This is a genomic window from Paraburkholderia tagetis, from assembly GCF_022213065.1.
In the GTDB taxonomy this organism is placed as follows: domain Bacteria; phylum Pseudomonadota; class Gammaproteobacteria; order Burkholderiales; family Burkholderiaceae; genus Paraburkholderia; species Paraburkholderia tagetis.
This window is the reverse complement of the sequence record NZ_JAKLJA010000013.1, coordinates 1-23,051: the sequence shown is the minus strand read 5'-3', so window position 1 is coordinate 23,051 and position 23,051 is coordinate 1. Positions and strand designations below refer to the sequence as shown.

20 protein-coding genes are annotated in these 23,051 nt (G+C 61.8%); 12 read left to right on the top strand and 8 right to left on the bottom strand.

The window, feature by feature from the left end; translation table 11 throughout:
• The first annotated feature begins 81 nt into the window (after positions 1–81).
• A complete protein-coding gene (locus tag L5014_RS17110; protein WP_238464922.1) occupies positions 82–1,002 on the top strand; it encodes a LysR substrate-binding domain-containing protein in 921 nt (306 codons plus the stop codon).
• Between the two features lie 55 nt (positions 1,003–1,057).
• Here L5014_RS17110 and L5014_RS17105 read toward each other — a convergent pair whose 3' ends face one another.
• The gene (locus L5014_RS17105) at positions 1,058–1,441 is read right to left on the bottom strand and encodes an ATP-dependent protease (RefSeq protein WP_238464921.1); all 384 of its coding nucleotides are present in this window, start codon (positions 1,439–1,441) and stop codon (positions 1,058–1,060) included.
• A 156-nt stretch (positions 1,442–1,597) separates the two neighbouring features.
• Positions 1,598–3,010 carry a DEAD/DEAH box helicase gene (locus L5014_RS17100; protein ID WP_238464920.1) on the bottom strand — a complete coding sequence of 471 codons (1,413 nt, stop codon included), beginning with the start codon at positions 3,008–3,010 and terminating at the stop codon, positions 1,598–1,600.
• 319 nt (positions 3,011–3,329) lie between these two features.
• Here L5014_RS17100 and L5014_RS17095 point away from each other — a divergent pair, with 319 nt between their 5' ends.
• Both L5014_RS17095 and L5014_RS39015 read left to right on the top strand, forming a co-directional pair.
• The gene (locus L5014_RS17095; RefSeq protein WP_238464919.1) at positions 3,330–3,929 is read left to right on the top strand and encodes a lysozyme; all 600 of its coding nucleotides are present in this window, start codon (positions 3,330–3,332) and stop codon (positions 3,927–3,929) included.
• Positions 3,916–4,416: a lysozyme inhibitor LprI family protein gene (locus L5014_RS39015; protein WP_420800083.1), complete on the top strand. Its 501-nt coding sequence runs from the start codon at positions 3,916–3,918 to the stop codon at positions 4,414–4,416. Before L5014_RS17095 ends, L5014_RS39015 begins: the two co-directional genes overlap by 14 nt.
• Positions 4,417–4,447: 31 nt before the next feature.
• Here the strand turns inward: L5014_RS39015 and L5014_RS17090 are convergent, their stop codons facing one another.
• Positions 4,448–5,377, bottom strand: coding sequence for a LysR substrate-binding domain-containing protein (locus tag L5014_RS17090; RefSeq protein WP_420800082.1), 930 nt, complete (start codon positions 5,375–5,377; stop codon positions 4,448–4,450).
• A 102-nt stretch (positions 5,378–5,479) separates the two neighbouring features.
• Between L5014_RS17090 and ydiJ the strand changes: the two genes are divergently transcribed.
• Together ydiJ and L5014_RS17080 are read left to right on the top strand one after the other, a co-directional pair.
• Positions 5,480–8,527, top strand: coding sequence for a D-2-hydroxyglutarate dehydrogenase YdiJ (gene ydiJ, locus L5014_RS17085; RefSeq protein ID WP_238464917.1), 3,048 nt, complete (start codon positions 5,480–5,482; stop codon positions 8,525–8,527).
• 271 nt (positions 8,528–8,798) lie between these two features.
• Complete coding sequence (locus L5014_RS17080) at positions 8,799–9,869, top strand: MBL fold metallo-hydrolase (RefSeq protein WP_238464916.1); 1,071 nt, start codon at positions 8,799–8,801, stop codon at positions 9,867–9,869.
• Between the two features lie 74 nt (positions 9,870–9,943).
• Here the strand turns inward: L5014_RS17080 and L5014_RS17075 are convergent, their stop codons facing one another.
• Together L5014_RS17075 and L5014_RS17070 are read right to left on the bottom strand one after the other, a co-directional pair.
• Positions 9,944–10,969, bottom strand: a complete 1,026-nt coding sequence (locus L5014_RS17075) for an SGNH/GDSL hydrolase family protein (protein WP_238464915.1) — start codon at positions 10,967–10,969, stop codon at positions 9,944–9,946.
• A 159-nt stretch (positions 10,970–11,128) separates the two neighbouring features.
• Positions 11,129–11,899, bottom strand: coding sequence for a bestrophin-like domain (locus tag L5014_RS17070; protein ID WP_238464914.1), 771 nt, complete (start codon positions 11,897–11,899; stop codon positions 11,129–11,131).
• Between the two features lie 252 nt (positions 11,900–12,151).
• Here L5014_RS17070 and L5014_RS17065 point away from each other — a divergent pair, with 252 nt between their 5' ends.
• The 3 genes from L5014_RS17065 to L5014_RS17055 all read left to right on the top strand — a co-directional run bounded on the left by L5014_RS17065 (position 12,152) and on the right by L5014_RS17055 (position 14,937).
• Positions 12,152–13,228 (top strand): HAD family hydrolase, encoded by a 1,077-nt coding sequence (locus tag L5014_RS17065; RefSeq protein WP_238464913.1) that lies wholly within the window; start codon positions 12,152–12,154, stop codon positions 13,226–13,228.
• Between the two features lie 275 nt (positions 13,229–13,503).
• Complete coding sequence (locus L5014_RS17060; protein ID WP_238464912.1) at positions 13,504–13,905, top strand: DUF4148 domain-containing protein; 402 nt, start codon at positions 13,504–13,506, stop codon at positions 13,903–13,905.
• Positions 13,906–14,085: 180 nt separating this feature from the next.
• Entirely contained in the window at positions 14,086–14,937 is an 852-nt protein-coding gene (locus L5014_RS17055) for a 3-hydroxybutyryl-CoA dehydrogenase (RefSeq protein WP_238464911.1), read from the top strand.
• A gap of 106 nt (positions 14,938–15,043) precedes the next feature.
• Here L5014_RS17055 and L5014_RS17050 read toward each other — a convergent pair whose 3' ends face one another.
• The 3 genes from L5014_RS17050 to L5014_RS17040 all read right to left on the bottom strand — a co-directional run bounded on the left by L5014_RS17050 (position 15,044) and on the right by L5014_RS17040 (position 19,131).
• Entirely contained in the window at positions 15,044–16,579 is a 1,536-nt protein-coding gene (locus L5014_RS17050) for an aldehyde dehydrogenase family protein (protein ID WP_238464910.1), read from the bottom strand.
• 18 nt (positions 16,580–16,597) lie between these two features.
• On the bottom strand, positions 16,598–17,548 hold the full coding sequence (speB, locus tag L5014_RS17045; RefSeq protein WP_238464909.1) for an agmatinase: 951 nt from the start codon (positions 17,546–17,548) through the stop codon (positions 16,598–16,600).
• 734 nt (positions 17,549–18,282) lie between these two features.
• Entirely contained in the window at positions 18,283–19,131 is an 849-nt protein-coding gene (locus tag L5014_RS17040) for a helix-turn-helix transcriptional regulator (RefSeq protein ID WP_238465070.1), read from the bottom strand.
• Between the two features lie 191 nt (positions 19,132–19,322).
• Between L5014_RS17040 and L5014_RS17035 the strand changes: the two genes are divergently transcribed.
• The 4 genes from L5014_RS17035 to L5014_RS17020 all read left to right on the top strand — a co-directional run.
• Positions 19,323–19,667, top strand: a complete 345-nt coding sequence (locus L5014_RS17035; RefSeq protein ID WP_238464908.1) for a cupin domain-containing protein — start codon at positions 19,323–19,325, stop codon at positions 19,665–19,667.
• Positions 19,668–19,760: 93 nt separating this feature from the next.
• The gene (locus tag L5014_RS17030) at positions 19,761–21,194 is read left to right on the top strand and encodes an NAD(P)/FAD-dependent oxidoreductase (RefSeq protein ID WP_238465069.1); all 1,434 of its coding nucleotides are present in this window, start codon (positions 19,761–19,763) and stop codon (positions 21,192–21,194) included.
• Entirely contained in the window at positions 21,194–22,123 is a 930-nt protein-coding gene (locus L5014_RS17025) for a LysR family transcriptional regulator (protein WP_238465068.1), read from the top strand. Before L5014_RS17030 ends, L5014_RS17025 begins: the two co-directional genes overlap by 1 nt.
• 686 nt (positions 22,124–22,809) lie before the next feature.
• Positions 22,810–23,051 (top strand): helix-turn-helix domain-containing protein (locus L5014_RS17020; RefSeq protein WP_274389399.1); only part of this gene is annotated, 242 nt, incomplete at its 3' end.

Here is a 23,051-nt window from a genome sequence, read left to right as displayed (position 1 = left end):
GCAAGCCGCATTCTGGAAGCACGGATCCGCGCTGACAAACGATGAGTTTTCCGCATTGGGTTGACTTATACTCAACCAATCATGCGACTCCCTCCGCTTACCTCCTTACGTGCCTTCGAGGCCGCCGCGCGCTTCGCGAGCTTCACGCTGGCCGCCCAGGAGCTCTATGTGACGACCGGCGCGATCAGCCGCCAGGTCAAATTGCTCGAAGCGCATCTGGGCGTGCAGTTGTTTGTGCGGCATCACCGCAAGGTGGCGCTGACCGCTGCCGGCCAGCGTTATGTGAGTGCGGTCAGCCGCATCTTCGCGGAACTCTCCGAAGCCGGTGAAGCACTTGGACGCGAAACGCAGCAGGCTCTCGTGCGGCTCGACTGCGTGCCGACACTCTCGATGTACTGGCTCACGCCGCGTCTTGCCGAGTATCGCGAGCAACGGCCGGACATCCGGATAGAGTCGACCACGAGCGTGGGTCCTGTGGATGTCGCGGTGCCGTTCGATCTCGCCATACGGCGCGATCCGCGCCACTTTGCTGGGCTTGCCGCCACCGCGTTCATGACGGAATGGTCGATGCCATTGTGCAGCCGCGAGTTCGCGCACAAGCATGGCCTGATATCACAGGAACAATCGCCGGAAGGATCGCCAGAAAAATCGCCGGAAAAGATGCTGCGCGGACCGACGATCCACATTCGCGCACGGGAAGACCTCTGGCCGACATGGACGCGGCATTTCGGCCTCGCGGCCACCGCGCCGTCGAAGCGCATGACGCTTGACCATACGTTTGCGGCGCTGCAGGCAGCCGAAGATGGTATTGGCGCGGTCGTGATGCCGTTGCTGTTCGCACGAAAGCAACTCTCGTCGGGACGTCTGTTTGCACCGTTCCCGGAGATGCTTGCCGAGTCTGGAAAGTATTACGTCCTGACTCGAGCAGACGATGAAACGACGAGTATCAAGGCTGTTAAAGCATGGCTTCTGGAGCAGGGCGAGCAGAGTAAAAACGATTGAAGTCCAGGGATCTCACCGCAATTGTCACGCTGCTGCTCGAGCGGAACTTCATCAATCAGAGATCTCCGCGCACTTCACCGGTTCCCAGCATGCTCCGCCGCCGGTTGACCTCCGCCCAAAGCACATCGCTGTCGTCATTGCGCAGCAGGACCACCCAGTCCAGTTGATCGTCGGCCACGCCGAAATACTCCAGGATTTCCCTGCGAACGGCATCGACGAACTGTGCGTATTCCGGGGTTGCCTGGGCCTGCGCGTGCAAGGCGTCGTATGCCGCATCATCCGCGCCGCCGCCGTGCTCGTCGATGTAGCGCGTGATCCACTGGTCCCGTTCGCGGTCGTAGTCGGCCTCGGCGCGCATCGCCTGCACAGCCGTGTAGAAGTCCAGTTGGGCAAACGCGGCGATCGCCGCCGTTGTTGCCTCGTCGAATGTAGTCGTCAATCCCATATCTCATGTTGGTCGTGGCACATCGTTGCACGATCAAGAACCGCAACTTGGTGACGTGGTCGCGTTCTTTCGTTTGCACGCGGCGACGCTGCGGGCGAGCGGCATGGGCACCGGGGCCGCTCGAGCTTACCTGGGCAGGCGTGGGGGCAATCAGGGTTGGCGCTTGCCGCGGCCGCCAGCGGGCTTGCTGGCGGGTTTGCTGCGTGGCTTTTGCACGCTGAATGGGCTGCCACTGATCAAGCTTGCGTCTTTACCCGCGGCCACAGCGTGCTGCGCCGCAGGCTTGCGTTTGTTTTCGCCGCTCTGCGGGCGCGGCTTTTTGCTTGGCCCCTGCGTGGCGCCCGGCGCGGCTTGCGGCACTTTGGGCTTCTTCGGCTTTTTGGGTTTCTTGATGAGCTGGCCCGTCGCGCTGGTTTGCGGCACGCGGTGCTCGGCTTCAAAACCCGGCTCCTCTTCGCGGGGCAGCGTTTGCCGGATCAGCGCTTCAATCGCGGCCAGTTGCGGCGCTTCATCGGCACACACAAGGGACACCGCCACGCCGCTGGCGCCCGCGCGTCCGGTACGGCCAATACGGTGCACATAGTCCTGCGCCACGATCGGCAGATCAACGTTGATCACCAGCGGCAGGTCGTCGATATCCAGCCCGCGTGCAGCCACATCGGTGGCGACCAGCATATTGACTTCGCCCGTCTTGAAGCGCTCCAGCGCACGCAGGCGCGCGGGTTGCGGTTTGTCGCCGTGGATGGTGTCGACCGCATAGCCCGCTTCATCGAGCACGGTCGCCAGGTAATCCACGCCATTGCGGGTTTTGACGAACACCAGCGCGTGCTCCCAGTTGTTCTCAGCCACAAGGTGCATGAAGAGGTCAGGCTTGTTCTTTTTATCCACCGTCACCACCCATTGCTTGATTTTGCTGGCCGTGGCATTGGGCGGGCTGACGCTGATATTGACCGGGCCGCGCAGAATGTTCGCCGCCATGGCGCGGATATCGTCGGTAAATGTGGCAGAGAACAGCAGGGTCTGGCGCTGAGCGGGCAAGGCGGCAAAGACGGCGTTGAGCTCGCGCGCAAAGCCCAGATCCAGCATGCGGTCGGCTTCATCCAGCACCAGCGTTTGCACTTGATCGAACTGCACGGCGTTCTGGCGATTGAGATCGAGCAAACGGCCCGGCGTGGCAACGAGCACATCGACGCCTTTGCGCAACTTCATCATCTGCGGATTGATACTCACGCCGCCGTAGGCGGCCAGAAATCGCAGGTCGAGGCCTTTACCGTACTCGATAAAGCTTTGCAGCACTTGTTCAGCCAGTTCACGCGTGGGCACCAGCACCAGCACGCGCGCGCGGTTGCTGGACACCGCCGGGCCGTGTTGCACCAGCCGTTGCAACAGCGGCAGCGCAAAGCCCGCCGTTTTGCCCGTGCCGGTCTGTGCCGCAGCCATGACGTCCTTGCCACTGAGTACAGCAGGAATCGCCTTGATCTGCACCGGCGTAGGCGTCTGGTAATTGAGGTCCTGCACATTACGCAGCAAGGGATCGATCAGGCCAAGCGAGGCAAAAGACATTGGCGTATTCCGGGCTAAAACCGCAATTCTAGCGGTTACTGCGCTGATTGCACTCCGTTTTTCAGTGGCGAACAAGGTCGATCTTTTTTGCTGACGCGATGTGTAACGAATCGTGCCCCTTGCTTGCTCCCAACTTTCGGACAAGTCCTATATTGCGCTCCATGGCCATCGCGTGAATATCGCCCGAGCGGGCAAGCCATAAACCCGTTTAACTCGCCGGTCGCAGCGCCGGGTCGATAACGGCGGCGATAGCCACGTTATCGGTAGTTCCGTGCGTGCAATCCATTCGTCTCTATCTTGGTCAAAAACAGGAGGTTTAATGCCTGATGCACTTGGTTCAGCGGTAACCAATACTAACCCCGATTCGTGCGTTACGTTGCAATCTTCCAGGCTTTGCAAGCCGTGGACTTCGACAAACCAAATTCAAACGTTCATGGCAATCTGGGAGAGTGGAAGACTCAACGGCATAACCCGAATCTTTCGCTCCGATCATACGCACATGGATGTTCCTGTTTCCCACGGCTTTATTTTGCTCGTATATCGTGACGACCAGGGCAATCCTACCGTTGGATGCGGCCATCTTGTCTTGCCGGAGGACCATCTAAGTGTGGGGCAGTTGATATCTGTTGACCGTGCAAGGGAATTTTTGAAGAAAGATCTAAGGCGAACAGAAAATGCGCTTAATACTAAAATTCACATTCCATTGATGCAATATGAATATGATGCTCTCGTAAGTGTTGTATTTAATTGTGGTGCCGGACAGGCAGCAGACGAATTGGCACATCGGGTCAATCATGGAGATTATGATGGCATCCCGGGATTTATAAGGCACTTCCGCTGTAGAAATCCACGATTGCAACAGCGCCGCCGGAGCGAGGCACGCGTATTCTCAGAGGGTGTTTACAATGCGGACCACTGAAAAATTTATTTTGCGGGCTGTGATAGCGGTCGCGATCCTGCCTGCATCCATCCCTTCTTACGGGGAGACGATTTACTCAGTACCGTTCGACTATAAGAAGGCTACGCCGACATCTGTATATTTTCATGGAATGTCAAAAGCGGAAATTGACCATCTATGCAAGACCGGAGAGCACGCGGGGACAGCGGACATTGCGGCGTGTAGTCAGCGAGATTTTGAGCAATCAGCGGATAGGCTCGATGTCCTTCTCAGGTCCGAGGAAGCGGATTATAAAAAGAATGATGCGGATCTTTTGTCAGACAATTACCCTGTAGCACTACCGCATTTTCAGCAGGCCCAGCGAGCATGGGCTGACTATCGTGCCAACCAGTGCTACGCGGAAACCTACTCGTCGGGCCAAGCGTCCATGCGATATATGACGTTCTGGGATTGCATGACGCGCATAACGAAGGAACGGATAGCGGACTTGAAGAGTTCTAAAGACTGACTCAACGCCGATAAGAAGCGAACCTTCGTCGTCAGCATGACCGCAACAGCCAGTCGCGAAATGCAACCAGTGAGGGCAGGGCCTCATTGCTGGAAGGGTAGACGAGATAGTAGCTGCGCTGGCTGCCGATCGCATTGCCGATCGAGACGAGTTCTTTACGGTTGAGCTCGTCCTCGACCAGCACCTTCGGCACGAGGCCGATTCCCATGCCAGCGCGAACCGCCTGAATCAGATGCGACGTTAATTCGAAGCTCGGTCCGATCCGCATCTGGCGGTGATCCAGTTGATAGTGCGAGAACCATTCGGACCATGCCTGCTGGTTGCTCGTGACGCCCAATAGCGTCTGCTTCATCGCCCACGATGGTGGGCTTTCGGCAATGGATCCGTCAAGCAAGTCAGGGCTGGCGATGGCAACGAGGAATTCATTGTAGAGACGGTGGGCGGATAACCCGGGCCAATCGCCTGTTCCCACCGTGATCGCCGCGTCGATGCCATCGCCGTGAAAATCGACAGCGCCGATTCGCGAATGAATGTGGACGTTCACGCCGGGATGGGCGGCATAGAACTCGTGCAGATGTGGCAGCAGCCATTTGGAGCCGAACGTGGGCAAGGTCGCCAACCGCAACGTTCCCGCGCCAGCCTGCTGGGACATCACCTGCAAGGTCGCGCCGCGAATGCGCCCGAGCGCACCGCTCAACTCGACAAAGTAGCGGCGGCCCACTTCAGTCAACCTGACCGAGCGCCCTTCGCGACGAAAGAGCGCCACGCCGAGCTGGTCTTCGAGCGTCTGAACCTGTCTGCTGATCGCGCTCTGACTCAGCGACAGTTCATCGGCCGCGCGTACATAGCTCTCGTGACGCGCCGCCGCTTCGAACGCGAGCAAGAGTGACATGGAGGGCGTGAGGCGTCGAAAATTCATGAATGTTATGCAAGTTTTGACGGCGGAAAATTCGTTTGTCATGCCGGTTTTCTAAAACGATACTGGAATTATCGAGTTCGTGAAACATGCAAATAATTCATGTTTCAACCGGGCTAACCGTTCCCCATTTACACGCTTTATCCCATGTCGATTGCTCCATTGCCCAGCCCGGCCGAACCGCCGGCAAATCCGTACCGCCAATTTCTGGCCGCGCTCGAGGGCGCTGGCTTTGAAGGCGAAATCCGCGCGGATTATGCCAGCCGGACCGTGCAGTCCACGGACAATTCGATCTACCAGCGGCTTGCGCAGGCGGTGGTCTGTCCGGCTCATGCCGGCGATGTTCAGCTTCTGGCCAGCATCCTGGCGGAACCCGCGTACCGGGAGGTGGCGGTGGCTGCCCGAGGCGGCGGCACCGGCACCAACGGCCAGTCTTTGACGGACGGTATCGTCGTCGATCTCTCGCGGCATATGAACCGGATTCTGGAGATCAATGTCGCCGAGCGATGGGTGCGGGTTCAGGCTGGGGTAGTCAAGGATCAGCTCAATGTCGCGTTGGAGGCGCACGGCCTCTTTTTTGCGCCGGAGCTTTCGACCTCGAATCGCGCCACGATCGGCGGCATGATCAACACCGATGCGAGCGGGCAGGGGAGCTGCACATATGGCAAAACCCGCGACCACGTGCTCGAACTGGATTTCGTGCTGCCCGGCGGCGAGTCGCTGCATAGCGCGGCGCTGGCGGCCGACGAACTGGATGCGCTGTGCGCTCGCAAGGACCGCGTCGGCCAGGTCTATCGCACGGCGCGCCGCATCAGCGACGACAAGGCGGATCTGATCGAGGCGAAGTTTCCGAAACTCAATCGCTGCCTGACGGGGTACGACCTCGCGCACCTGCGCGAGACGGATGGCCGCTTCAATCTCAACAGCGTGCTATGTGGCGCTGAAGGATCGCTGGGTTTCGTCGTCGAGGCGAAGCTCAACGTGCTGCCCATTCCAAAGCATGCCGTGCTCGTCAATGTGCGCTATGGGAGCTTCATGGATGCGCTGCGCGATGCGCGCGCGCTGATCGCGCATCGGCCACTGTCGATCGAAACGGTCGATTCGAAGGTGCTGCTCCTCGCCATGAAAGATTTTGTCTGGAATAGCGTGGCCGAGTATTTTCCGCAGGACTTGCATCGGCCGACACTTGGCATCAATCTGATCGAGTTCAGCGGCGACGATGCGGACGAAGTCGACGCACGCGTAAGGGCGTTCACGACGCATCTGCGGACGGACCACAGCGTTGAACGTCAGGGACATACGCTGGCGCGTGGCGAGGACGCGGTCAAGCGTGTCTATTCGATGCGCAAGCGCGCGGTGGGCTTGCTGGGCAATGTGCAAGGCGAGGCGCGCCCCCAGCCGTTTGTCGAGGACACGGCAGTCCCTCCCGAAAATCTTGCGGACTATATCGAAGCGTTTCGTGCGCTGCTCGACGGATACAACGTGCAATACGGCATGTTTGGCCATGTCGATGCGGGCGTTCTCCATGTGCGTCCTGCGCTGGATATGAAAGACCCCGTGCAAGCCGCTCTGGTGCGGCCGATTTCCGATGCCGTGGCGGCACTCACGCAGCGTCATGGCGGCTTGTTGTGGGGCGAACACGGCAAGGGCGTGCGTTCCGAATATGCCCCGGCGTTCTTCGGTGAGCTGTATCCGTCGCTGCAGCAATTGAAGGCGGCCTTCGATCCGCACAATCAGTTCAACCCGGGCAAGATCGCGACGCCCGCCGGAACTACGCTGCGTCTGCTGAAGATCGACGAGGTGCCCACGCGCGGGGAGCACGACAGGCAGATCGATGAGCGCGTCTGGCAAAGCTACGGAACCGCGATGCATTGCAATGGCAATGGCGCGTGCTACAACTTCGACCCCGACGATGCGATGTGCCCGTCCTGGAAGGCGACGCGCGAACGTGTGCAGTCGCCGAAGGGGCGCGCTTCGCTGATGCGCGAATGGCTGCGTCTTCAGGGGCAGGCGGGTGTCGATGTCGTTGCGCTCGCCCGTACACGACAATCTTTCCTGGGTACGCTGGCCCGACGCTGGCGTAACAGCCGTGCCGCGCGTAACGGTGAACCGGACTTCTCCCATGAAGTCTACGACGCCATGGCGGGTTGCCTCGCGTGCAAGTCATGCGCGGGACAGTGTCCGGTCAAAGTCAATGTGCCCGAATTCCGCTCGCGTTTTCTCGAGTTGTATCACCGCCGTTATCTGCGGCCGCTACGAGATTATCTGATGGGTTCGCTTGAATTCACGATGCCGTGGATGGCGCGGCTGCCTCGCGTGTACAACGGCCTGATGGGGGCAGGATGGGTTCGCTCGGTTCTGGAGAAGCATATCGGCATGGTCGACAGTCCGCTGCTCAGCCGCTTCGACCTGGCGGGCGTGCTTCGGCAGTGGCAGGTGCGGGCAGCTGATCCCCGCGCGCTGGCAGGACTGAGTCCCGTAGAGCGCGAACGCAGTGTGATCATCGTTCAGGATACCTTTACGCGTTACTTCGATACCGTGCAGTTGGCGACGCTGATCGAACTGGCTGCGCGTCTGGGGTTCATGGTCTGGCTGGCGCCGCTGGTTCCGAATGGAAAACCACTGCATGTTCAGGGGTTCCTCGATGCGTTTTCCAAAGCGGCGATCCGCAACGCCACGCAACTGAGTGCATTGGCGCAATCTGGCGTTCCGCTCGTCGGACTCGATCCTGCCATGACGCTTGCCTATCGGCAGGAGTACCAGAAGGTGCCTGGTTTGACCGATGTGCCGAAGGTTGCGCTGCCGCAGGAATGGTTGCTGGATGTGCTTCCTGAAAGCACGGCCAGGAAGACCGCGGACAGCTTCCGGTTGTTGCCCCACTGTACGGAGAAGACCAACGCGCCAGACAGCGGCAAGCAATGGACGGAGCTATTCGCTCGTCGCGGCTTGCGCCTGGAGAACCAGGCCACCGGCTGTTGCGGCATGTCCGGGACGTATGGCCACGAGGCTCGCAATGTCGATACCTCGCGAACCATTTACTCGCAATCGTGGGCGGCGCATATCGAAGAGCCGGCGGAGCGGGGCGAAGCGCTTGCGACGGGCTATTCTTGCCGGTCGCAGGTAAAACGTCTGTCCGCGAAGCGCTTGCGTCATCCGCTTCAGGCCCTGTTGGATCACGTTCGCAGCGAAAAATAGAAGTGGCTGCGTTCGAGCAGACGATCCGAAGTCAAGGTGAGTGAACGGGAGACTGCTGCGACAGGCTGCGCTCGGCTTTATTTCATCGCTTCAATATCGGGACGCTTCCAGGCACGGCCGCATGCAGGGACAATGCGTGCGCTCTCGAACACCCGCGTGCCGATTTGAGCGCGCGTGTTTTACCGGTGGACGTCTTCATCTGCGAAAATCGGAGGAGAATTCGCGCGTGCGCGCCGCACCACCACGCATTCCTTCCCCTGCGAGGTCCGCGATGATCTTTCGCCAGCTATTCGATTCCGTCTCGTCCACTTACACGTATTTGCTCGGCGACGCCGAAAGCGGTGAAGCGTTGCTGATCGACCCCGTCTACGAGCACGTCCCGCGCGATCTCGCGCTGTTGCAGGAACTGGGCCTGCGCTTGCAGGCGACGCTCGACACCCACGTGCATGCCGACCATGTGACCGGCGCATGGCGCTTGCGCCAGCGCTGCGCCAGCCAGATCGCGCTCGCGGCCACGGTGGGCGCCGAGGGCGTGAACCGACCGCTGCGGCATGGCGAGCGCGTTGCCTTCGGCAAGCGCCATCTGGGCGTGCGCGCGACGCCGGGGCACACGAGCGGCTGCCTGACCTATGTGCTCGACGACGAGAGCATGGCGTTCACCGGCGACAGCCTGCTGATTCGCGGCTGTGGCCGCACCGATTTCCAGGGCGGCAGTCCGCAGCAATTGTTTGCCTCGGTGCGCGAGCAGATCCTCACGCTGCCCGACGACTGCCTGCTCTATCCGGCACACGATTATCGCGGCATTACGGTCACGAGCGTGGCCGAGGAGCGGCGCTTCAATCCGCGCCTGGGCGGCGACGTGGATCTCGGCGACTTCGTGGGCTATATGGACAACCTGAACTTGCCGCATCCCAGGCAGATGGCCGTCGCGGTGCCCGCGAACCTGCGTTGCGGCAAGCCGGAGGGCGAGGCCCCGGTCACGGAAACGCCCGACTGGGCGCCGCTGATCCTGCGTTTTAGCGGCGTATGGGAAATCGAGCCCATGACGCTGCTGGAGCATGCGGCCAACTTCCAGATCGTGGACGTGCGCGAGGCGCCGGAATTCATCGACCGGCTTGGCCATCTGCCCGATGCGCGGCTGGTGCCGCTTTCGCAGTTGACGGGCCGGCTCGACGAGCTCGATCGCGAGCGGCCCGTGGTGGCGGTGTGCCGCTCGGGCGTGCGCTCGGCTCAGGCGAGCGTGCTGCTGACCAAGGCCGGCTTCGGCAAGGTGGCCAACCTCGCCGGCGGCATGCTGCGCTGGAAGGCCGAGGGCCTGCCCGTCGCGACGGACAGCGTTTAGATTAGGGCCTGTTCACGCTGGTTCAGGCCAATCAGGCCCTGGCCGCCCGTTTGGCTTCTTGCCGCCCCGGCGCTTCAGTGGCCGAGCCCCGACTTGGCGATCTGCTGCTCGACGAATTGCGCGAACAGCGCGTGCATACGCGTGGTCGGATGGAGATCGTCGGCGAACATATACGTCTGGTCCGCATCGGGTGCGACATAGGTTGGCGGCGAGCACAGCAGCGCCGTGTCGTGCGGGGTCCTCGAGGGATCGCAGGCCTGGGCCGTGTTGGACACCTTGAAGCCGTTCGCCTGGTAATTCGCGACTGCCTGCGTGGCCCACGTGTACGCATCGATCTCGATGATCTTGCCTTGCAGGCCATTGCTCTGCAACGCGGCGTTCAATGTCGCGTTGAAGCGTTGCGACAACTGCGTGAGGTTCGCGCCGCCGTCGGCCGAGGCGATGCCCTTCGGCGAGAGACCCACATTCGGCACATTGACCACCACGACGTGCGTGGCGCCTTTCTGAACGATCTGCCCGACGATTTGCGCGAGCGCCGTGGCCGCCTGGTCCACGGTCGAATTGGCGGTTGGCGGCGTGCCGGCCCGCAGCACGTCGTTCGCGCCGGCCCAGACGAGCACCAGTTGATTGGCGTTGAAACTTCCATGATCGGACGCGTAGCTCGAAACCTGCTGACTCACGGGCATTTCGATGTTGCCGATCACGTCGGAGAGAAAGTCGTACTGGTTGGCCGGCGTGGCCACGGTGGAGCCGCCTTCCGCATAGCCCAGGCCGCCATTCGGACTGAGCCGGTGATCGAAGCCGATCGTGAATGCGGCGCTCAGGGTGTCGCCGTAATACTGGGCGACGTTCTGCGTCCAGACTTGCCCGGGATTGGTCGTGAAGCGCCCGCCGCCCACCGCGCTGGCGATCGGCGCATAAGTCCCTACATCGGAGAGGCTGTCGCCGAACGAGACGATTTGCAGATGCACGCCGCCCGGCGGATTATTGGCGCCGCTGCCTTCGCCATTGTCATTGCCGCCGCCACCCCCGCAAGCCACCAATAGCACAAGCAGGGTTGCAGAAATTGCACCACGCACGTTGTTGCCGATTCCACACATCGCGTCTCCCCGCCGCTCAAGGCGGCTACGCCCGCATGGCTCGCGACTCGCCAGCCGTATAGCGGACCCGCGGAAAGCGGAGAGGCAAAAAGAGTGCCCGCCCAAAAAAATGCCCGCCAAAGGCGGGGGTCAAAGCCGGGCTTGGGGATCGTATTGTCTTCAAGGCATCGCCCCCAGCGATTGCTGCAAGCTGATCATATTGATTGGCACGACACGAATCAGGCCGCCGCGCGGGCTGTCGATATCGGCGATCAACGAAAGCGAAAGCGCCACGGTCACCGGCAGCACGAACAGCAGCACGCGCCGGCCGGTCGTGCCGCGCGCGCCGTAGCCCTGCATGAGGTTGCTGAAAAACGCAATCGCGATCATCAAGCCCCACGCGGACACCGGAATGCGATTGAGCCACGCCGCTTGCGTATAGCCCTGCGTGTTCAGCACATCGTTCATGCCGGACACGGCCAGCGCCGTGATGGGCGTCGGCCGCGCCAGCGCGGCGCCGCGCACGCTCGCCCACAATTGCGCCTGCAATGCAGTGGTCTTGTTGTTGAGGGTGTCGAGCGCGTGCGCATTGCGTGTTTTATAGAACTCAATGCGTAGTTCGACATATTGCGCCAGCAGCGCTTTGATTTTGGGCGCATCGGCTTCGTCAATCAGATCGGCGCGCACGTATTCTGTGCCGATGGCGTTGGCTTCTTCTTCCTCGTAGTTCTTGCGCTGGTCATAGCGGCTCACCGCCATCGAGAGCGTAAAGCCAATCAGCAGTGCGAGCAGCGTGAGCGTGGCGCCTTGCACGACGTTGTAATTGTCCCGCGCGTCGTCGGAAATGGGAAAGGCGCGTTGCATGAAGAGCGCCCCACAGGCGGCGGCCGCGCTGAGCAGCGCAATCAGCGCGACGAACAGGTATGCGGGGTAGTGAACGAGTTGCGCCATTTCAATTCCTCGAGCTTTATCTATTAGTCGTGGCCGGGCGGGAAGATTTTACGGTAACGGGCTCGTCTGGGGCGATCTGCGGTAGCCCCGACGCTGGACGTGCCAGCGCAGTCGATTTCCAGTCGGTTAAGGGATTCATAAGGGATTCATAAGGGATTCGTGAAACAGGGGCAAGGTCAAAGTTCTCTGAATAAATGCGTGCTATAAACCCTATCCGCATTTCATTGGCTAACCTGAATAAACGGATTCACGATGCAAGACAATCAGTTCGATGCACGTTCGCGCGGTACGTTGCTGCGCCTCGCAGGAGTCGCGCTCAGCACATCTCTGGCGCTTGGCGCTTGCGCCAGCCATGAGCCGCCATTGTCCACGCAGCCGGTCGCGGCCAGCGCGCCGACAGCAGCAGCGTTGCCTTCGTGGCAGGATCGTGCGGCGCGCGCCGCCGTTCTCAAGTTCGTGTCCGAAGTGACGCAACAGGGCACACCCAACTATGTGCCGCCCGAAGCGCGCATCGCCGTGTTCGACAACGACGGCACGCTCTGGAGCGAGCAGCCCATGCCGTTCCAGCTGCTGTTCATGATCGACCAGCTCAAGGCGCAGGCGCCTCATCATCCGGAATGGCAGCGCAATCCGGCCTTCAAGGCGTTGTTGGCGCATGACAAGACCGCACTCGTGGAGAATCAAAAAGCGCTGCTGCAACTGCTTGCCGTCGCAAACAGCGGCATGACCACCGACGCATACGACGAGTCGATCCGCACGTGGCTTGCGACTACCCGGCATCCCACGCTCGGCCGGCCTTATACGGATCTCGTTTATCAGCCGCAGCTCGAATTGCTCGATTTGCTGAAGGCGAACGGCTTCACGGTCTGGATCGTGTCGGGCGGGACCGTGGAATTCATGCGCGTCTGGGCGAGCAAAGCCTATGGCATTGCGCCCGAGCACATGGTGGGCACCGAGGAAAGGCTGGAGTACGAAATGCGTGATGGCAAGCCGGTGTTGATTCGCCAGCCGGGCATGGATTTCGTCAACGACAAGGCCGCCAAGCCTGTGGGCATTTACCGCGCGATCGGCCGTCGCCCGATTCTCGCGTTCGGCAACTCCGATGGCGATCGCGAGATGCTCGAATACACGACCGGAGGCTCCGGCCCATCGCTCGGGCTGCTGCTCCATCACGACGACGCGGCGCGCGAATTTGCGTACGACCGCAATGCGGGGGCGACGACGCTAGACAAGGCGTGGGACGCAGCGCAGGCGCGCGGCTGGGTCGTCGTCAGCATGAAGCAGGACTGGAAGACCGTTTATCCGGCGCCGAAGGCAAGCGGGCAGTAATCGGACAGTACACGCGGAAATCCGCAGCCATGTCTTCATAAAAATGCCCGCGCGAGGCGGGCAAAAAATTCGAGGAGACCTGAAAAAAGGGCGCGGGGTGAGCCCTCAAGGCAAACTATAGTGCAGGGCGTGGCGGCCCGCACCTATCTGAACGAACAGGGTCGCGTGCCATGCTATCTATCCAGCATGCGTTTCGTAACGCCATCGACCGGCAGTAAGATGGCTTTTTGACTCGAAGAAAGCGCGAGGCGCGATCGAAGGAAAGGACACGTACCATGACAAAGCTGCATCCACCGGGAGCACGGTCACTACTTTCCGTTCTGGTGCTTCTGCTCGCCGGTTGTGTCGCTGGCGGCGGGCCGTATGGTGGGCCGTATGGTGGGCCGTATAGCGTGCCGTATGCCGGGCAACATCTCAGTCCAACGGAATGCCGCGACCTGGCGGCGCTGAAAAGCAACGCGCCGCCTACGATGGCGCAACACCAGAGCGAACTCGTTGCGCTGAGGAAAGCGGGTTACGACCCGTCACCATGGTATGACGACCCGTACTACCCGGACGATCTACAAGCGGCACAGCGCCTGGTCGACTATTGGTTCCAGACAGAGTGCCCGCATATTCCTGGCAGCCCACCCAATCCACCCAATACCGTGCCTTCGAGTCCAGCGAACGTGCGCTAACCCCTGCTCTCGAGCCCCAACACATCATGGCCGGATTTGTCACTAGACCGGCAGATTTGGACAGGCCAGCCGTTTCCCTCCGATGCTACGATCTGCGCGTTTGCCGTGCCCCTTCCGGACAGGCCCCAAAACACACCGCAACGCAGCAACGCGCGACAGCACGCGCAGGAGAAACTAGTGATGAAAATCGAAACACTGGGCGTCATCGGCGCTGGAACGATGGGCGCCGGCATTGCGCAAGTCGCCGCTGTCGCGGGCCTCAAGGTCATCATGATCGACGTGACGGACGCGGCCCTGACGAAAGGCATCGCCGCGCTGAGCGGCAGCCTCGGCCGGCTCGTGGCGAAGGGAAAGCTCGACGCAGCGGCGCAAGACGCCGCGCTCGGCCGTATCGAAACGTCCACGGATTATCAACGTCTCGCCGGCGCGGACCTCGTGATCGAGGCGGCCACAGAGAACCTCGATCTGAAAATTCGTATTCTTAAGCAGATCGAATCGGTTGTCTCGAACACGGCCATTATTGCTTCCAATACGTCGTCCATTTCGATCACGACGCTGGGCGCGGCGCTTGCCGATCCGGCGCGTTTCGTCGGCATGCACTTCTTCAACCCGGTTCCGCTCATGCCGCTGGTCGAGATCATCCGTGGCTTGCAGACCAGTGCCGCCACCGCGGAAGCGATTCGCGAGTTGACCACCCGGCTCGGCAAGTCGCCGATCAGCGTCAAGAATTCGCCTGGCTTCGTCGTCAACCGCATTCTCGTGCCGATGATCAACGAAGCCTTTTTCCTGCTGGCAGAAGGCGCCGCGACGGCCGAGGAAATCGACGCCGGCATGTGCCTGGGCGCGAATCACCCCATCGGGCCGCTTGCGCTGGCGGATCTCGTCGGCCTGGATGTCTGCCTTTCGGTGCTCGACGTCTTCTTCAAGGACTTCGGTGATCCTAAGTATCGGGCGTGCCCGCTGCTTCGCGAGCTGGTATCGGCCGGGCGACTGGGCCGCAAGACCGGCCACGGTGTTTATAGCTACGCTTGATTTCCCGGTGAGCGTCCGGGCAGCCATGGATGCCCGGATGGCAAAGCTTCCAGCGCGCCTGGCAGCGGTCGAGGCGCGGGTCTGACGACCGCCCGCGCCGCCTGCTTTAGCCGACATCGGCAATCGCGTGCCGCAATTCCTGATAGCTGCGCAGCCCGGCCAGACCGAGCTCGCGTCCGGTTCCGCTCAGCCCCAGCCCGCCCCAGCACGCTTGTGGAAAGATCAGTTGTGGCGTGTTGATCCAGACGAGCCCCGCGCGCAACTGCGTCTTGTAGCGGCGCGCCGCTTCGCGGTCGGCGGTCACGACGGTCGCGACGAGTCCATAGCGTGTGTCGTTGGCGAGCGCGATGGCTTCCTCGTCGGTGCGAAACGATTTGACGCACGCCACCGGCCCGAATATTTCGTCGGTCCATAGCAGGTTGTCCGTGGGCGGCTCGGCAATCACCATGGGCGCCATGAAAAAGCCGTCGCCGCAAGCGTGATCGACGCTGCCCAAAAACGCGACCGAAGCGCCGGCCCGCAAGCCTTGCTCCACGAGCGCCTGCACGCGCGTGCGTTGCGCCGCGCAAACGAGCGGGCCCATCGTGGCGTTCGGGTTGACGTGGGTATTTTGCGACGGTCCGACCACGATGGCGCGCACTGCCGTTTCGAACGCGGCCATGAACTTGCGATACACGTCGTCGTGCACGAGGATGCGCGCGGTGGCCGAGCACATTTGCCCGGCGTTCGTGAACGCGCCACCCACGGCGAGCGACACGGCGCGCTCCACATCGGCGTCCGCGCGCACGATGAGCGCGGACTTGCCGCCCAGTTCCAGCGTGACGCGCTTCATGTCCTGCGCGGCGGCCTGCATCACCTTCTTGCCCGACGCGGTGCTGCCCGTGAACGAGATCTTGTCGACGAGCGGATGCGCGGTGAGCAGCGCGCCCACTTCGCCGCCACCGTTCACGAGGTTCACGACGCTATCGGGCACGCCCGCTTCGTTGATGATCTCCGCGAGCATGTGCTCGACCGGCGACGTGAGTTCCGACGGTTTGAGCACCACCGTGCAGCCCGCGGCCAGTGCGGGCGCGATCTTCCATGCCGTGGTGACCATCGGGAAATTCCACGGCACGATCAGCGCCGCGACGCCGACCGCTTCGTAGAAGCGCTCGCCTGTAACGGTGTCATCGGGCAACGCGAGTGCTTCGGGCGCGAAGGCCTTTGCATCGAGGCACAGGTCCGCGTAATAGTTGAACGTGGCGGCGGCGTCGCTCACGTCGATGTCCGCTTCGAGCGGCGGCTTGCCGCTCACCAGCATCTGCATCGAAGCGAGGCGCGCGCGGTCCGCATCGATCAGTTCTGCGATCTTTTTGAGCAGCTTGCCGCGCTTGGCAGGCGCAGTGGTGCGCCATGACGCGAGCGCGGTATGCGCGGCGCGCACGGCTTCGTCGACGAGCGCCGCATTGGCATGCTCTTGCCAGCCGATCGTCGCGCCTGTCGAAGCGTTGAAGATGGGCGTGGCGCGATGCGCGTCGCCCCTTGTGTCCTGCGTGTCTTCGGCCCCGCGTGCGCGGACGGGCGTACCCGCGATGGTCGCGGCGGGCAGGACGAAGCCGCTTTCGCAAGCGGCGGGTGTTGCAATCGTGGATATCGTAGCCATGGCGGTGGGGTCCCCGGTTCAGCGGTACGCCACGCCCGGCATCACGCAGAGCATTTCGAACGCGAGATTCGCGCCCACGAGCGCGGTCGTGCCGGCCTGGTCGTAAGGCGGCGAGACTTCGACGAGGTCGGCGCCCACCACATTGAGGCCCTTCATGCCGCGAATGATTTCCAGGCCCTGCTGCACGGTGAGGCCGCCAATTTCGGGCGTGCCGGTGCCGGGCGCGAATGCGGGATCGAGCCCGTCGATGTCGAAGCTCAGGTACACGGGGCTGTCGCCCACGCGCGCGCGCACTGCTTCCATGAGCGGCGCGAGCGACTTGTTCCAGCATTCCTCGGCCTGCACCACGGTGAAGCCCTGCTTGCGGCACCAGTCGAAATCGTCGGCGTGATAGCCCGTGCCGCGCAGGCCGATCTGCGTGACCTTATCGCACTGGAGCAAGCCGTCTTCCACCGCGCGGCGAAACGGCGTGCCGTGCGCGATCTTCTCGCCGAACATCGTGTCGTTCACATCGGCGTGCGCGTCCACGTGCACCACGGCCACCTTGCCGTACTTCTTGTGCAGCGCGCGCAGAATCGGCCATGCGATGGTGTGATCGCCGCCCAGCGTGATCGGCCGGCAGCCATTGGCGACGATTTCGTCGTAGGCCGTTTCGATCAGGCGGATCGAGTCCTTGAGATCATAGGGATTGGTCGCGACGTCGCCGATATCGGCCACTTGCAGCGAATCGAATGGCGCTGCGCGCGTGGCCATGTTGTATGGGCGCAGCAGCACCGACTCTGAGCGGATCTGGCGGGGGCCGAAGCGCGTGCCCGAGCGGTTCGAGGTGCCGATGTCGAGCGGCACGCCCACGAAGCAGGCGTCGAGGCCCTCGGTGGTGGCCGCGTGCGGCAGGCGCATCATGGTGGCGATGCCGCCGAAGCGCGGCATGTCGTTGCCGCCGAGCGGCTGGTTGAATTCGTGTGGCATGGATCGTTGTCTCCGATTGTGGTGGATCGTTCGGAACGATGGTAAGGGATTTGCTGCCAGTGAGAATTATGAAGTTGAGATGTTTACATTGGTGTGGGGCGATGTTTGAGTGGGGTTTTAGGTTTTTTGCGTTTTTTTCGCGTTTCCTTGTTTTCGTGTCGGTCTATTAGCGTTGCCCCTGTGCGGGGCGGCACCTACTTTTCTTTGCAGCGGCAAAGAAAAGTAGGCAAAAGAAAGCCGCTCAAACCGCTAGTGTGACGCCGTCCACCACTTGCCTTTAATCGGAGCGGTTCCGGAGCGTCTGCCACCACGCGCCCTACAACAGAGTGACTAAGGGCTCATTCCTCCGGCGGCGCTACGCGCGCCGTGGGGCATAATCCAAAACCAGAGGAATGCATACGAATCGATGCAGTGCATGGGTATTCGAGTGCCCAGGCAGAACCCTTGTTTCCCTTGCATACCCTACCGCTGCGCGCGTAGCGAGCAGCGGGATGTGCGGGCCCTTTGTCACTCAGTTTGAATGTGCGGGGTGACGGATGCCCCGGAACCACTTCGATCACGGGCGAGTGGTGGACGGCGTCACACTGGCGGTTTGAGCCGCTTTCTTTTGCCTACTTTTCTTTGCGGCTGCAAAGAAAAGTAGGTGCCGCCCCGCACAGGGGCAACGCTGGCAGACCGACACGAAAACAAGGAAACGCGACAAACAAGGAAACGCGACAGAAGCTCGCGCCGACCTAAATCAATTCCTGCAACCGCACCTCAGCATGCCCCCATGCAACCAGCTCACGCTTGGTCCGCACCCCGAGCTTAGAGAATGCCCGCTTCACATAAGTCTCGGCCGTAGCGACCCGCACACCAACAATTCCAGCGGCCTCAGGCACCGTCTTCCCGGTAATGAGATGCGCACAGATCTCATACTCGCGCCTGGAAAGCCGCACACAATCCGCAGCAAGACGCGCATCGAATTGCGCGAGCGGATGCAGATACGAAGTGGGATGTGCCACTCGCCTGGCCGCGCTCGTGGAAGCATGCAACTCAAGCAGCGGAAACAGAAAATCGCTCACGTTACGAAAGAGATTCATCTCCGCAAGCGAAAACGGCGGCTCATGAAGTGCACGCTCAATCGCAATAGAGTGCTGGGCGTGCCGCGTGCCACGCGCGAGCACGCATTCATGAGCGATGGACGCTTCATCGAAAAGCCGCTGGCGGAATTCCCCAGGCGGAATCGCGCCAATGTCGCGCACTACGAGCAGGGTGCCGATCTTGCCGCGTATGCCCGCGAATAACGGATCGCTTTCATAAAAGCGATCGTAATAGAGCGTCATGACCTCCGAGATTGTGCCGCTGTCCATGCCCACGCCGCTGCTGCCGATCCATTCGCAACGAAAGCCGTTGGGCATCGTGTGGTCGGCGCGCGAGCGCTCGAGATGCACGACGTTCAGCGGAATGATTTCATTGAGCAGCAGCGTGAGGCGCCGCACGAAATCGGGCGTGCCGACGGCTTCGATCACGTTGCCGAGGGTCTTGAACGACAGTGGGAAATTCGATGAATCGTTTGCTTGCGGGGGGACGGAAATCTGCATGGCGTGCCCCAATTGATAGGCGGAATCATTATATCCGAAGCGCCGCGCGCCCCCTGAAGCGATCAAAAACGCCATCATCAAAAGCGCCATCAAAACGCATCTTGTCCCCCCTGAGGGAGGGCATACCGGGACGGCGCGAATCGGTAACTTTGCCATTACCGATTCAATTGAACAAAACAGGAAGGACACACATGAGCAAGCTGATTCAGGACATCGTGCAACTGGGCGCGGGCCTTGGAGAATTCACCAAACTCGATTTCGGCATGGACGAAAGCGACTGGCGCGCCACTGAGGGGCAGAGCGGCAAATACGTGATCGGCTGGTGGGAAGGCAAGGTGGGCGCGGTGGATTTCCCCGCCACGGCCGCCGACGAGGCCGTGTGGCTCGTCGAAGGCAAGATCGCGCTAACCGACGCGAATGGCAACCGCAAGGAATTCAAGGCGGGCGAGGGCTATTTGCTGCCGGCTGGTTTCGCCGGCCGCTGGGAAACCCTCGAGGATGCCAGGAAGTTCTACGTCCTGCTCGAACCGCAATAAGCCGCGCCGCCCCCGCGCGGGGCGGCGCCGTTCCCCACGCCTGAAGCAGTGAAGTCGATCATGAGCGAAAGTGCGCAACTCCACGAAGCCGGCATGCCGGCGCCCGCCGCCGCGCGCCAGGCGGCACGCAAACCCATCGCGTTGAGCGTCGAAGACGCGCTCTCGCGCACCCAACTCTCTCCGTACTGGCTCGACAATCCGGCCCAGCCGCCCGCCGAGCCCAAGCTCACGCGCGATACCGCCGCGGACCTCCTGATCGTGGGCGGCGGCTTCACGGGGCTCTGGGCCGCCGTGCAAGCGAAGGAGCAGATGCCCGAGCTCGATGTGGTCGTGATCGAAGCGGGCCGCGTCGCGCATGGCGCCTCGGGGCGCGCGGGCGGCATCATTTCCACCTCGGTGATGCACGGCCTGCCCAACGCGGTGCGCGTGTTTCCGAACGATATCGCGCAGCTAGAGGAATTCGGTCATCGCAATCTGGACGGCTTCGAGGAAACGCTCAAGCGCTACGGTATCGACGCCGACATCGAATGGAACGGCGAAATGACGGTGGCCGTGGATCCCGACCATGTCGAGCATTTGCGCGCCGACTACGATTTGCACAAGCAGCATGGCCACGACGTGGTGCTGCTCGGTGAGCAGGCCACGCGCGAGCAACTGGATTCGCCGCTCTTCGCGGGCGCGCTCTGGTCGCGCAATCGCAGCGGCATCGTGCATCCGGCCAAGCTCGCGTGGGGTCTCAAGCGCGCGGCGCTCACGCTCGGCGTGCGGCTCTACGAGCACACCGCGCTCATGAGTGTGAAGGACGAAGGCGAGACGGTGTTCGTCAAGACGCGCGATGGCAGCGTGCGCGCGCCGCGCGTCTTGTTCGGCAGCGGCACGGCCAAGGTGGGCATTGCCGATATCAACCGGCGCGTGCTCCAGGTGCGCGATCACGTGCTCGCCACCGAACCGCTCACCGAGGAGCAACTCGCCCGCATCGGCTGGAAGAACCGCCAGGGCATTTACGACACGCGCACGCAGCTCAATTATTTCCGCCTCACGAAGAACAACAACATTATCTTCGGCGGCCTCGTGAGCTATCACTTCGATGGCGATCCGAATCCGGCGCGGGACGGCAAGCCCGAAACCTACTACCGGCTCGCGGAGGCCTTCTACAAGACCTTTCCGCAGCTTTGCGACGTGCGCTTCTCGCACGCATGGGGCGGCCCGATCGATTACTGCTCGCGCGGCTCGGTGTTCGCGAAGCGCTACCTCGGCGGCAAGGGAGTGTTCGTGGCGGGCTATACGGGCTTTGGCGTGGCGGCCAGCCGCTTCGGCGCATTCATGGGCCTCAATATCCTGTTCGGCCGCAACAGCCCCGAGCAGGCGCTCGATATTGCCAAACTGAGCCCGACGTATATCCCGCCCGAGCCGGTGCGCTGGCTGGCGGCAAAGGTCACGTTCCATGCGTTCGATGGCGCCGATGCCGAAGGCGGCTGGAAGCGCGCGTGGATCAACGGCATCAAGGCCATGGGCTTTCCGATGTGATGTTTTCCAATACCTCCGACCTCGACCTGCGTCTCGTGCGGGTCTTTCTCGCCGTGGTGGACGCGCGCGGCATCACCGCCGCCGAAGCCACGCTGGGCGTGCGCCAATCGACCATCAGCTCGCAGCTTTCCGCGCTCGAGGCGCGCGTGGGCTTCACGCTGTGCGAACGCGGGCGCGGCGGCTTTCGCCTGACTTCGAAGGGCGAGCGCTTCGTGGCCTCGGCGCGTGTGCTGATCGCGGCGACTTCGCAGTTCGTCGCGCAGGTGCGCGACATCGACCGCAAGCTCGTGGGCACGCTCTCGATCGGCTTGATCGGGCAGGTCTCGCACGTGGAGAATGCCCGCCTTGCCGAGGCAATCGGCGCGTTTCGCAAGCGCGATCAGGCCGTGCGCTTCGCGATGCGGGTCGCGCCGCCGCAAGAGCTCGAAGAAAGCCTCGTGAATCAGCAACTCGATCTCGCGATTGGCTACTTCTGGCATCGCGTGGCTGGACTGACTTATACCGAGCTATTCAGCGAGCGCCAGGTGATCTGCTGCGGGCGCGGGCATCCGCTCTTTCACGCGGGGCCCGACGTCACACTCGACGACCTGCGCGCGCACGACTGGATCTGGCGCAGCTATCCGGTGCCCGAGGAGCTTGCGAGCATTGGCGAGCGCCAGGTGACGGCTATCGCGGACAGCATCGACGCCGCCACGGTGCTGATTCTCTCGGGCAGCCATATCGGCTACCTGCCCGAGCATCACGCACAGCCGTTCGAGCAGCGTGGCCTGATTCGTGTGCTCGGGCGCACGGCGTTTGGCTTCGATGTGCCGCTGCACCTGGCCGCCAAGCGCGGCGCGATGGACAAGCCCATTGTGAGTACCTTCTGCGAGGACCTGCTCAATGTGTACGGCGCGCGTGGCGTGATGGAGGCGCCTGCGTGCGCTTGAGGTGCCCGTGAAGGGCTTGTGGAGTGGCCCGTGAAGGGCCCGGCAGTACATCGTGCGCGCACGATGTGAACGCGCGTCGCGTGCCCGAATATGCAGGTAATCGTGAGTATGCTGAGTAATTTTTTTACTGCATTTTGGAGCGTGGTTTTTTTTGTTTGTTTTTCGCGTTTCCTTGTGTTCGCGGTGGTCTATTAGTGTTGCCCCTGTGCGGGGCGGCACCTACTTTTCTTTGCAGCGGCAAAGAAAAGTAGGCAAAAGAAAGCCGCTCAAACCGCTAGTGTTACGCCGTCCACCACTTGCCTGTGATCGGAGCGGTTCCGGAGCGTCTGTCGCCACGCGCCGTACAACGGAGTGACTAAGGACTCATTCCTCCGGCGGCGCTACGCGCGCCGTGGGGCATAATCCAAAACCAGAGGAATGCATACGAATCGATGCAGTGCGTGCGCCTTCGAGTGCTCAGGCAGAACCCGTGGTTTCCCATGCAGACCCGACCGCTGCGCGCGTAGCGAGCAGCGGGATGTGCGGGCCCTTTGTCACTGAGTTTGAAGGTGCGAGATGACGGATGCTCCGGAACCACTTCGATTAAAGGCGAGTGGTGGACGGCGTCATACTAGCGGTGTGAGCCGCTTTCTTTTGCCTGGCAGTTTCAAGATACAAGTGCAACAGCATCGTTTAAGATGCGTTGCATGGGACAGACATACGAACAATTGGGCGCCGAGGAGCGCGCGGTGATCTTCGCGATGAAGCTCGAGAACCGGAGCACACGTGAGATTGCACGAGCGCTGCGGCGCTCGCCGAGCACGATTAGCCGTGAACTCAGGCGCAATGGCTGGAAACCTGCTCACGAGCGAGGCGTGATGGGTAGGCCGGCGATTGCGGGCGGTTATGATGCGGTACGCGCGGGCAGGCGCGCAGGACGACTTCGACG